The 1,357-nt window shown below is 62.2% G+C and carries 1 protein-coding gene; it reads left to right on the top strand.

Annotated features, from left to right (window positions below):
• Positions 1-104 precede the first annotated feature (104 nt).
• On the top strand, positions 105-1,343 hold the full coding sequence (locus SB659_RS18995) for an integrase catalytic domain-containing protein (RefSeq protein WP_410551512.1): 1,239 nt from the start codon (positions 105-107) through the stop codon (positions 1,341-1,343).
• The last annotated feature ends 14 nt before the right edge of the window (positions 1,344-1,357 follow it).

Here is a 1,357-nt window from a genome sequence, read left to right as displayed (position 1 = left end):
CGCGTTGACTCATGGAAAAGGTCCGCGGAGCCGGGTACGTTGCCTCATCGGAAAAGGTCCGGTTGGGGTTGGTTGGCGGACATCCTTGAGGGATGGGTTTGACGATGAGCCAGCGCAAGGCGGTCACGCTGATCAAGGCACGTGCTTACGCCAGGGGCAACCGTACTGAGAAGGTCCGGATCCTTGATGAGCTCGTCGAGCTGACGGGGTGGAACCGCGATTACGCCCGGCGGGCGTTGCGAAGAGCGCTGGAGCTGCGGCCCGTGCGAGCCCGGCCGGCGCCCGCGCCGGTGTATGGTCCGCGGATCGTGGAGGCGTTGGTGGTGTGTTGGGCAGTGTTGCGGGCCCCGGCCGGGAAGCGCCTGGCCCCGATGCTGCCGGTGTTGGTGCCGTTGCTCCGCCGTGACGGCGAGCTGTCCTTGGACGATGAGGAAGCTGCGTTGTTGATGCGGATGAGTGCAGCCACTATCGACCGGAAACTGGCCCCGGAACGGGCGAAGTTGGTACTGCGGGGCCGGTCCCATACCAAGCCGGGTTCGTTGCTGAAGTCACAAATCCCGATCCGGACCTGGGCCGAGTGGGACGACGCGGTCCCGGGTTTCGTGGAGATCGACCTGGTCGGGCATGAAGGCGGCGTGGCGTCCGGACAGTTCTGTTTCACGTTGACGGTCACCGATATCGCCACCGGCTGGACCGTGAACAGGTCCGTGCCAAACAAGGCCCAGAAATGGGTGTTCGAGGCCCTGCAATACGCGATAGGCAGGTTCCCGTTTCCAATCGTGGGGATTGATTCGGACAACGGCACCGAGTTCATCAACGACTACCTGCTCGAGTACTGCCACGCCCAACAGATCACGTTCACCCGCTCCCGGCCAGGGAACAAGAACGACGGTGCTCATGTGGAGCAGAAGAACTGGGCCAGGGTCCGGGAGCTCGTGGGCTACTACCGCTACGACACCTCGACCGAACTGGCGAAACTCAACGAGATCTGGGACCTGGACGCCCTCTTCACGAACTATCTTCTGCCGCAACAAAAGCTGGTTTCGAAGACGCGCCACGGCGCGAAGGTCATCAAGAAACACGACCAGGCAATCACCCCACACCAGCGTGCCGCCCACCACCCCGAGGTCCGAAAACGGGCAGTCATCGGCATGAACGCCCAACTTAAACGGCTCAAACCCGCAGCCCTGTCCCGGCAAATCCTCGCCCTGACCGGTGAACTGGAAGCCCTGGCCAAAGCCAAAGCACCAGCAAGGGACTACAAAACCAACGCCTGGTTCAACAAGGCCCCGAAACGGACCTTTTCACATGAGGCAACGAACCACGCTTCCCGGACCTATTGACGTGAGGCAACAGG

The sequence above is a fragment of the Arthrobacter sp. SIMBA_036 genome (genome assembly GCF_046535135.1).
GTDB lineage: Bacteria > Actinomycetota > Actinomycetes > Actinomycetales > Micrococcaceae > Arthrobacter.
The sequence above is the reverse complement of the archived record's forward strand: the minus strand, read 5'-3'. Positions and strand labels throughout refer to the sequence as shown.

Bases quoted from the DNA above. Each gene is read 5' to 3' on its own strand.
- SB659_RS18995 (WP_410551512.1), top strand. From the start codon at position 105: ATGAGCCAGCGCAAGGCGGTCACGCTGATCAAGGCACGTGCTTACGCC.